Origin of the sequence: Acinetobacter sp. ANC 4178, assembly GCF_004331175.1 — a bacterium.
Lineage (GTDB): Bacteria > Pseudomonadota > Gammaproteobacteria > Pseudomonadales > Moraxellaceae > Acinetobacter.
Window position 1 is genome coordinate 128,782 of sequence record NZ_SJOD01000007.1, and the last position, 8,857, is coordinate 137,638.

Sequence of the window (8,857 nt, forward strand, 5' to 3'; positions counted from 1 at the left end):
GAATATTTTTTTAATTTTGCATAACTAAAAGTTTTCAAATGCCGATCCTCTTGCTATTTTTTAGCGTTGCATATTCAACCAATACTGTGATTGTTACCGCACATATTGTAGATTCGGCTTGGCGTTGCTTTTGACATATAATAGACGCAAGTTTCTATGGAATTTGATGTGTGAAAATCATCTTTGCCGGTACACCTGAATTTGCTGCATGTGCTTTGGCAGCGTTACTCAAAACAGAACATGAAATTGTTGCGGTATACACCCAACCTGACCGCAAAGCAGGTCGTGGTCAAAAGCTAACGGCTTCAGCGGTCAAACAGTTGGCATTGGAACATGATTTACCCGTATATCAACCTTTACACTTCAAATCTTCCACTGAGGAAGGCTTAGCAGCACAACAACAATTAAAAGATTTAAATGCCGATGTGATGGTGGTTGCTGCTTATGGTCTGATCTTGCCCCAAGTGGTGCTCGATACGCCTAAATACGGCTGCCTGAATATTCATGGTTCATTGTTACCGCGTTGGCGTGGTGCTGCACCGATTCAACGTGCGATTGCTACAGGAGATGCTGAAACAGGTGTGACCATTATGAAAATGGCGGCAGGCCTAGATACGGGCGATATGATGTACAAAACTTACTGCCCGATTGAAGCCACCGATACCTCTGCCTCATTGCATGACAAACTGGCGCTGCAAGGGGCAGAAGCCATTGTTGCTGTATTGCACTCTGAACAAACCTTACAGCAATATTTAGCCGAACGTGAAGTACAAGATGAAGCATTCACGGTCTATGCATATAAACTCAGCAAAGCTGAAGCACAAATTGATTGGTCTTTAAATGCAGTACAGATTGACCGTAATATTCGTGCTTTTAACCCTTGGCCCGTGGCATTTATCGCACTCGATGAGCAAAATAACTTAAGAGTCTGGAATTCTGTCTTATCACATGAAACGACAGAAAAAAACCAAGTCGGTGAAATTATTGCGATTGATAAACACGGTGTACATGTTGTCTGTGCAAATCATACAGTCATCACGCTAACTGCTTTACAATGGCCGGGTGGTAAACCACTTAATGCCGTACAAATTTTACAAACCCAAAAACTGAATATTGGACAAATTTTATAATGAGACAATCTCCCCACGCCTCAGGTAAGACTTTAAACTTACGTGCTCAGGTTGTTAAAACGTTATTGGCTGTCCAAAATGGTCAATCACTGGCATCGGTGCTTCAGCAACACATGGCGATTGTGTCTGACAAAGATCGTGCCTTGTACCATGAATTGGTTCTGGGCTGTTTACGCCAATGGCACGCACTGAAACAAGTGACGTTACCGTTGTTGTCTAAACCACTGGAAAACCAAATCGTTGAAACCTGTTTATACGTGGGTTTATACCAATTACTGTGTACCCGCGTTGCAGCGCATGCGGCTATTTCTGAAACAGTAGATGCAGCCAAACAATTGGGTATGGAAAGCTTAAGTGGTGTGGTTAATGCCATTTTGCGTCGTGCAACCCGTGAAACAGAGCAATTCTACGATGTCTTAGAACAAGCCTCGAATTTGCCAAGCTGGTTAGCAAAACGTTTGAAAAAAGACTGGGGTGAGCAATTGCCTGAGATCAGCTATGAACTTAAACAAATTGCACCCTTAACTTTACGCGTGAATACCTTACAAGTCAGCCGTGACGAGTATCTTGAAATTTTAGAAGATGAAGGCATTGAAGCACATGCGTGTGAACTTTCAAATGTCGGTATTGTGCTCGATGAAAGTCTGCATATCCCAAGCCTACCGGGTTTTGAAGCAGGTGGTTTTTCAGTACAAGATGAACATGCGCAACTCTGTGCAACCTTGTTACCCGACTTAAATGGTAAATTCGTGATTGATGCCTGTGCAGCGCCTGGGGGCAAAACAGCGCATATTTTAGAGAAATATCAGCCGAGAAAACTGATCGCACTCGACCAAGATGAAAAACGCTTAAAACGTGTCGCTGAAAACTTAGAACGTTTGGCTTTAGGCGAAGAACCTGTGGAAATTATCACTGCCGATGCGGTGAAATGGACATCACCAGAACTGGCAGATTGTATCGTCATTGATGCACCTTGTTCAGCCATTGGGGTAATCCGTCGCCATCCCGATATTCGTTTACTGCGTCAGTCGGGTGATATTGCCAAAACGGTACAGCTACAAAAGCAAATACTTGAAAATATGTGGCAACAACTCAAAGTCGGCGGCACATTGCTGTACATCACCTGTTCTATTTTAAAAGCAGAGAATGAACAGCAAATGGTCGACTTCTTTGCTGAACATACGGATGCGAAAGAAATTAAAATTGAGGCTGATTGGGGGATTGAGCAAATTCATGGTCGCCAATTGTTCCCACAGGTAGGGCATGGGGATGGTTTTTATTATTGCTTAATCAAAAAAATGGCCTAAGACATTTTAAGAAAAACAGAAACGCACGTTTCTGTTTTTCGACCTTAACTCACATACTTAAACATCACCAGACTCAGTGCCAAGCAGGCCATGCCCGCGACTAAACCATAGACGGTTTCATGCCCCTGTGCATATTTCTTTGCGGTCGGCAGTAGTTCATCGAGTGCCAAATACACCATCACCCCACCAATAATGCCAAAAACGGTGCCATACACACTAAAACTTAAATACGGTGCCAAAAGAAAATAACCAATCATCGCACCTAACGGTTCTGCAAGCCCCGACAGCAAACTGGCAAGTAAAGCTGTACTTTTTTTCCGCGTGGCCATATAAACAGGCAAAGCAATCGCAATACCTTCAGGGATATTATGAATCCCGATGGCTACCGCAAGAGGTGCCCCAAGTGCAGGACTTTCCAACGTCGCAAAAAAAGTCGCTAAGCCTTCTGGAAAATTATGGGCCGTAATGGCAAATAAAGTCAGTAATCCTGTCCGTAATAATTGTTGTTGATTAATCCCCTGCACATTTTGGTTTTCAAGGGTTTCGTGCGGGTTGGGAATACAATGGTCGAGAATTAACACTAAAATCACGCCCAGCAATAATGATGCAGTCCCGAGGGCATAGCCCGTTTTATCATCAAAAGCCAGACTAAAAGAATGAATGGATTTGTTTAAAATTTCGGTTAAAGACACATAAATCATCGCCCCTGCGGAAAATGCCAATCCAAAAGCAAGTAAGCGATAACTCGGCTGTTTAAAGAACACCACCAAAACACCACCCAGAACTGTTGCCAGTCCTGCAAGTAAGGTCACGCCAAATGCAACCCACACTTGATGTGGTAATAAGGTGTCCATAAATTGCTGCTCTAAATAAGAAAGCCACTATCTTAAATGATAATGGCTTTCATTTGCATATGTTCAGTATTTACTGAAACAAATTATTTACAGCGTATGATGATCTTTCACTTCTTCAAGTACGTCATCCAATTCTTCAGGGTTTTTCATCAAATGGAGAATCGACAATGCCAACCCCCCCCAGAGAAATACCATTGAGATAATCATCATTATGATAGCTGAAGTATTCATTCTGCTTCTCCTAGCGATCTTTCATTTTACTGAGGATAACGGCAACTACAGCGCAGAAAATCACACTGCCCCATCCAAATACGCCTTGTAAGCTCATGCTATAAGTATCATAACCATTTTTCACGAGGCTAAAAATGGTCATGGTTAAAGTCGTTAACAAGATAAACGACGTAATGACTGTGAGGGTAAAATCCCAGCCCTTGCCCAATTGAATGGTCGAGATACGGTTCACATGATCACGCAGTTCCATCAACGCAGAACGCTTAAACCATGCAATACTGATAATCGATAATAAAGCACCACCGATAATCCCGATGTTGTTGATAAAGTGGTCAATAATATCAACGAGTTTAATCGCATTTACGCTAGAGAATAAAAAGATTGAAACCAGCGCACTACCACCGCCAATAATCGATACAGCTTTTGAACGGCTCCATTTTAATTTATCTTGCATGGCCGCAATTGGAACTTCCAAAATACTCACCATCGAAGAAATACCTGCTACAAATAGCGAGGAGAAAAACAGAAGACCAAATAAATCTGCACCTGCGCCCAAGCTCGAAATAATTTTCGGGAAGGCAATGAATGCAAGACCAATACCACCACTCACGACATCTTTAACGTCTGTACCCGCAGCATGTGCCATAAAGCCCAATGCAGCAAAAATACCAATACCCGCTAAAATTTCTGTTGAAGCATTAGCAAAGCCAACGATCAAGCCTGAACCTGTTAAGTTGGTTTTCGGTTTTAAATAAGATGAATAGGTCACCATGATCCCGAAACCCACTGAAAGTGAGAAGAAGGTATGACCGTATGCTGCTAACCACACCTTATAGTCCATCATTGCAGACCAGTTCGGAGTAAAAAATGCATTTAAGCCCTGCGCTGCACCTGGTAAACGTAAAGCTTGAATCACCAAGAAGGTGAACAATACGAATAACAAAGGCATACAGATTTTGTTCGACAGCTCAACCCCTTTCTTTACACCACCAAACAAGATGATCAGCGTAAGCGCCCAAATACCTACAATCGGCCAAAACAAATGACTGACAAACTGTAAATCTAAGCCTGCGGCCTTTGAAGTTTGTAAATAGGTATTAAAGAAGAAACTTTCTGGATCATTGCCCCATGCTTGGCCAATCGAGAAGTAAACATAACTTCCTGCCCAAGTCAGTACGCTGGCATAGTACAAGCCAATAATGATACAGACACAAACTTGCCACCAACCGAGCGTTTCACCACCTTTAAATAAAGCGCGATAGGCTTTGGGTGGAGAACTATTACTACGATGCCCGACAGCATAGTCTAAAAATAACAGCGGTAAACCTGCAGTAATTAATGCAAGTAAATAAGGGATAAGGAACGCCCCGCCACCATTTTCATAAGCAACGTAGGGGAAGCGCCAAATATTACCTAAACCAACAGCCGAACCAACGGCTGCAATAATAAAACCAGATCGTGACGTCCAGTTTTCACGAGAATCTGCCATGAAACACACCTAAATCTTGGGGTAACTTTTATTGCTGCTTGTTATATGGATTAATATGGCTAGCAAAAAAGTACCATTCAAAAATCTTTTTGTTGTTTGATTTAGCTTCCACCTTTTGGGTGTCTCGTCCTAAATTGCAAACAGATGAAATGCACACAAAATCTTGGTTAAAGTCTTTCGGATTGTTTTCACCTCTTAATAATTGAACAATACGCACTTTTGTTATTTTTTGCTGTAATTTCTGGATGAAAGTTCGTCTTTTTGTATTCTATTTTTAATCAATTGATCAAAATATAACTCTTTTTTTATCATATTCTTTAAAATAGATTAACAAAGCCCAAAATGCAAGATTTTTAACATACTGGAAAATTCCCTTAATTTATTTAGTATTATTCACTCACCTTTTATGCAAAAAATGGGCTATTTCACCACTTTATTTGGATATTTCGTCACCAGAAACCATCAGGCAGCTCATTTTGATAAAAGACCAGATCGCTTCCGAACGAATACACCGCACGCATAAACATCTAGCCCGTTCCAATCAGACCAAGAGTCAAAATCAAAAAAAGTGGTTGGTGACTCACCATAATTTTTAGATCTAAATCAGAACTCTACCTTGAGCAGGCTTCCCATTCCTCTGCACTTTTATGTAAAAAAGCACTTTGACTACTGTTTCTTTTTTCGCATCGCTATATCATGCTCTGAAATACAACCAAATAACGCTTGTTTTAACCCTTTTTTAACACAAACACACAACACAATTTAGGATAAAAGCATGAAAGTAGCACAGGCAGGATTACTGGCATTTGGCGTAGGTTTGAGTGGCTTAGCTCAAGCAGATTTAGTCGCACTCAAGGGCGATATCAGTTATTGGGCTTATGACGGTCATGCCGAAATGAACAACACAGCCCCATTTTCAAAAGAAACACTGGACAATGATGGCGCCGTTCAATTTTCTCTCGCATTAGAACACCCAGTTCCGATTATTCCAAATGCTAAAATTCGCTATGTCAATTTAGACTCTCAAACAGAAAACAGTGTGGCTGGGCAAGCCGATTATGCAGTTAACCTTGATCATGCTGACTTCATTCTCTATTACGAAATTTTAGACAATGTGGTTGATCTCGATATTGGTGCAGGTGCAACCACTTTAAATGGTGATATCACCAATTTTGCAGGACAACGTACCAGTATTGATGAAACCTATCCGATTATTTACGGTACAGTTGGCGGTAAATTGCCATTTACAGGTTTAAGTGCGAAAGCCGAATTAACCTACAGCAACTTTAACGATGCCAAATTGACCGATGCTTTGGCAGAAATTCAATATAACTTTATTGACAACATGCTGGTCGATGTTGGTGCAAAAGCAGGTTACCGAATTTTTACGGTTGATCTCGATGACTATAACCGCAATGACATTAAACTTGAATTCAAAGGGCCTTATATTGGTTTAGATGCACATTTCTAATTCCTGAAGCACTACTGAAAAAGCTGAATGTTTACATTCAGCTTTTTTTATTTGTCAGTCCATCCAGTTAAGATGTGGCATTAAAACTGGCATGATACTGAACATTGCCTTGTGGAATTTCATTTTTAAATGCAAGTACTTGAAAATACTCAGCAGGCACACCTTCTAGTACCAATTGACTAACGGCTCGAAAACCAAACCGCGCATAATAATCAGGTTCACCCAACACCACACAGCCTTGCGCATGCTGAGCTTTTAACTGTGCCAATGCAGTTTCAATTAAATCTCTACCAATGCCTTGCCCCTGAAACTCAGGTAAGACTGAAACTGGACCCAAGCCATACCAGCCCTCTGTACCTGATGAAATCGACACAGGTGAAATTGCCACATGCCCGATTAATTGTCCATCAAGTTCAGCGATTAGAGAGATGCTCAGTTGCCCTGACTGGCGTAATGCACGCACAATGAATTGCTCATGATGATCACTATGAACTGCCGATTCGAATGCCCTAATCGTTACATATTCAATGCTATCAATATCTTTAGGTTGCTCAGCTCGAATTGACCATGCAGGCTTTTTATTTTGCATAAGATCCCTATTTTAAAATTTTATTGAGTCGGCTTTAGCTTACAACAATCAGTGTAATTTGCACCTAGATCCATCCTGCATATGACATTAATATCAAGAAATACAAAGACAGGATGTCTCTGTAAATAAGAACAAAGATTGCAGGAAGCATGGTAATTAACAGGAGTTGATTACATAAAACCTTATACAGAAAAGCCCTGTCAGGATGATAGGGTTTTTCTTTTATATACTGAGCAGAATTGATCATCACCGTGGATGAAAAAAAATGAATATTACAGAATACTGCTATTCCTTAAAATAACTCATATTGACTCACTATATTGCACTATCTAACATCCTAAATATTTTAATTACATCAGGAATTTTATTTTGTTGCACTTACTCTCACTGAATCATCTATCCATATTGAAACCATCAACGCAAATTAAATTCAGTATTACTGCATTAAGTCTGCTCATGATCACAGGCTGTTCAGGTTTAGGTGGTGGATCTCTAGAAAAGCGTGCAGCAAAACTGTCTACTGGTATTCAAAAAGCATATTCTGTCGACTCAACAACTGCAAACCGTGTCGCACCAATGATTGTACAAAGTGCAGAACAATATCAGGTCGACCCTTTACTCATTGCCGCCATGATCCGACAAGAATCAAGTTATCGTAACTATGTGATTTCGCCAGCAGGAGCTATAGGCTTAACTCAAATCATGCCTACATATTGGCAGCAAACTTGCTCAGGTGATTTATTCGAAGAAGCCAGCAATATCAATTGTGGCACCTATATTTTAGCTAAATATAATCAATCTGCGGGGAGCTGGAAAAAAGCCCTTGCCTACTATAATGTTGGACCTACAGGCTATGAGTCGAGCTGGAAAATGCGCCACCAAGGAAAAAAATATGCCAAACAAGTGAAGCAGCATGAAGAAAAACTTAAAGACTCGCTCTAAGCTACTCTACTGTTTTAAAAGTTAAAAAGCCCAGTGTAAGATGGGCTTTGATCATAAAGCTATATTTACAAACTTTTTAAATATGCAATAACATCTTTATTTTCAGCCATTTCAGCCAATTCAACTGCAGTATATTCTGAGCGATAATCAATTCTTGCTCCTTTACTCACGAGCAATTTAACCACATCTAAATGGTCATTTTCCGCTGCAGCTTGGAGTGCGCTATAACCTTCTTCATCTGTTTGATTCGGATCAGCGCCATCCAATAACAACTGCTCGACTTGCTCCACATCACCCAAAGATGACCAGTAAACAAGTTCGGGAAGATGCAGTTCTTCTTCATCTTCAGGTATAGGGGTAAAAGAGTTGAGTTTCATCGGATAGACCCTTTTTTATTTTAACGTTTAAACCACAATTAAAGCTTAAATCTTTTAATACAGCGATATCAATTCAAAAGAAGTTTACCATTTCAATAAACGAGCTTGTCATGTAATGACTTAATACCTGTAAAAAATAGCTAGCCAGATGGTGATTTGATTTGGATCGGTCCATAGCACCTTATGTTTAAGATGTGCAGGGATATTTATGTAATCGCCTGTAGACAATTCACGCTTTGAACCATCCTCAAATTCTAAAGTTGCTTTTCCGTCAACAATCATGACCCATTCATTCTCATCCTGATCATACCAACCTATATCAGGAGAACTATGCCCTTTAGAAATGATACGCTCTATTCTGATTGTTGAAGCATGAATAATATCTTCTATATTTTAATAATTTTCTATATTTATCAGGATCTGTGTGGAAATAAAGTATTATTTTCCAGATAGAGAAACACCCCCTG

General features: G+C 40.3%; 10 protein-coding genes. 4 read left to right on the top strand and 6 right to left on the bottom strand.

The annotated features are described in order from the left end of the window. The first annotated feature begins 170 nt into the window (after positions 1-170). Positions 171-1,130, top strand: coding sequence for a methionyl-tRNA formyltransferase (gene fmt, locus E0H87_RS14890; protein ID WP_131324313.1), 960 nt, complete (start codon positions 171-173; stop codon positions 1,128-1,130). Further along, entirely contained in the window at positions 1,130-2,437 is a 1,308-nt protein-coding gene (gene rsmB, locus E0H87_RS14895) for a 16S rRNA (cytosine(967)-C(5))-methyltransferase RsmB (RefSeq protein ID WP_131324314.1), read from the top strand. The genes fmt and rsmB overlap by 1 nt, the downstream gene beginning before the upstream one ends. Before the next feature lie 44 nt (positions 2,438-2,481). Here the strand turns inward: rsmB and zupT are convergent, their stop codons facing one another. The 3 genes from zupT to E0H87_RS14910 form a co-directional block, all read right to left on the bottom strand. After that, positions 2,482-3,291: a zinc transporter ZupT gene (gene zupT, locus E0H87_RS14900; RefSeq protein WP_131324315.1), complete on the bottom strand. Its 810-nt coding sequence runs from the start codon at positions 3,289-3,291 to the stop codon at positions 2,482-2,484. An 87-nt stretch (positions 3,292-3,378) separates the two neighbouring features. Next, on the bottom strand, positions 3,379-3,522 hold the full coding sequence (locus tag E0H87_RS14905; RefSeq protein ID WP_131265615.1) for a methionine/alanine import family NSS transporter small subunit: 144 nt from the start codon (positions 3,520-3,522) through the stop codon (positions 3,379-3,381). A 10-nt stretch (positions 3,523-3,532) separates the two neighbouring features. After that, entirely contained in the window at positions 3,533-5,011 is a 1,479-nt protein-coding gene (locus E0H87_RS14910) for a sodium-dependent transporter (protein WP_131265616.1), read from the bottom strand. A gap of 775 nt (positions 5,012-5,786) precedes the next feature. On the opposite strand from E0H87_RS14910, the gene E0H87_RS14915 reads away from it, so the two are divergent. Further along, on the top strand, positions 5,787-6,482 hold the full coding sequence (locus E0H87_RS14915; protein ID WP_131324316.1) for a TIGR04219 family outer membrane beta-barrel protein: 696 nt from the start codon (positions 5,787-5,789) through the stop codon (positions 6,480-6,482). 67 nt (positions 6,483-6,549) lie between these two features. Here the strand turns inward: E0H87_RS14915 and E0H87_RS14920 are convergent, their stop codons facing one another. After that, on the bottom strand, positions 6,550-7,071 hold the full coding sequence (locus E0H87_RS14920) for a GNAT family N-acetyltransferase (RefSeq protein WP_131324317.1): 522 nt from the start codon (positions 7,069-7,071) through the stop codon (positions 6,550-6,552). Positions 7,072-7,527: 456 nt separating this feature from the next. Here E0H87_RS14920 and E0H87_RS14925 point away from each other — a divergent pair, with 456 nt between their 5' ends. Beyond that, positions 7,528-8,013, top strand: a complete 486-nt coding sequence (locus tag E0H87_RS14925) for a lytic transglycosylase domain-containing protein (protein ID WP_131324323.1) — start codon at positions 7,528-7,530, stop codon at positions 8,011-8,013. A 65-nt stretch (positions 8,014-8,078) separates the two neighbouring features. On the opposite strand, the gene E0H87_RS14930 is transcribed toward E0H87_RS14925, so the two are convergent. Together E0H87_RS14930 and E0H87_RS14935 are read right to left on the bottom strand one after the other, a co-directional pair. After that, the gene (locus E0H87_RS14930; RefSeq protein ID WP_131324318.1) at positions 8,079-8,390 is read right to left on the bottom strand and encodes an ankyrin repeat domain-containing protein; all 312 of its coding nucleotides are present in this window, start codon (positions 8,388-8,390) and stop codon (positions 8,079-8,081) included. A gap of 120 nt (positions 8,391-8,510) precedes the next feature. Further along, entirely contained in the window at positions 8,511-8,780 is a 270-nt protein-coding gene (locus E0H87_RS14935; RefSeq protein WP_131324324.1) for a cupin domain-containing protein, read from the bottom strand. Between the last annotated feature and the right edge of the window lie 77 nt (positions 8,781-8,857).

What these genes read in the sequence shown, in the direction of transcription:
- E0H87_RS14920 (WP_131324317.1), bottom strand. Translation starts at nt 7,071, where the DNA reads ATGCAAAATAAAAAGCCTGCATGGTCAATTCGAGCTGAGCAACCTAAA.
- E0H87_RS14930 (WP_131324318.1), bottom strand. Translation starts at nt 8,390, where the DNA reads ATGAAACTCAACTCTTTTACCCCTATACCTGAAGATGAAGAAGAACTG.
- E0H87_RS14915 (WP_131324316.1), top strand. Translation starts at nt 5,787, where the DNA reads ATGAAAGTAGCACAGGCAGGATTACTGGCATTTGGCGTAGGTTTGAGT.
- zupT (WP_131324315.1), bottom strand. Translation starts at nt 3,291, where the DNA reads ATGGACACCTTATTACCACATCAAGTGTGGGTTGCATTTGGCGTGACC.
- rsmB (WP_131324314.1), top strand. Translation starts at nt 1,130, where the DNA reads ATGAGACAATCTCCCCACGCCTCAGGTAAGACTTTAAACTTACGTGCT.
- E0H87_RS14905 (WP_131265615.1), bottom strand. Translation starts at nt 3,522, where the DNA reads ATGAATACTTCAGCTATCATAATGATGATTATCTCAATGGTATTTCTC.
- E0H87_RS14925 (WP_131324323.1), top strand. Translation starts at nt 7,528, where the DNA reads ATGATCACAGGCTGTTCAGGTTTAGGTGGTGGATCTCTAGAAAAGCGT.
- E0H87_RS14910 (WP_131265616.1), bottom strand. Translation starts at nt 5,011, where the DNA reads ATGGCAGATTCTCGTGAAAACTGGACGTCACGATCTGGTTTTATTATT.